General features: G+C 65.7%; 1 protein-coding gene. It reads left to right on the forward strand.

Translation table 11 applies throughout. The annotated features are described in order from the left end of the window. On the forward strand, positions 1-274 hold a 274-nt coding region (locus ABS784_RS17095), incomplete at both ends, for a cache domain-containing protein (protein ID WP_352513395.1).

The following is a 274-nucleotide window of genomic DNA, read 5'->3' on the forward strand; positions in this document are numbered from 1 at the left end:
TACTACTGGGCGCCGGACGATGTGACGCTGATCGGCACCGTGCACACGGTTGCCGATGCCAGCGGGGCGATTCTCGGTGTGGTCGGCCTGGACGTGTCGCTCAAGCAACTCACCGAGCTGGTGCGCAACATCAAGCTGGGTGACAGCGGCTACCTGATGCTGGTGGAAGCCAACGGCAACGTGCTGGTGGACCCCAGCGATGCCAAGCACAACTTCAAGCCCCTGGCGGACCTGGGCGCCAACTACGCCGAGCTGGCCAAGCGCGGCGACGGCG

Origin of the sequence: Geobacillus sp. G4, assembly GCF_040327975.1 — a bacterium.
Taxonomy (GTDB): domain Bacteria; phylum Bacillota; class Bacilli; order Bacillales; family Anoxybacillaceae; genus Geobacillus; species Geobacillus thermoleovorans.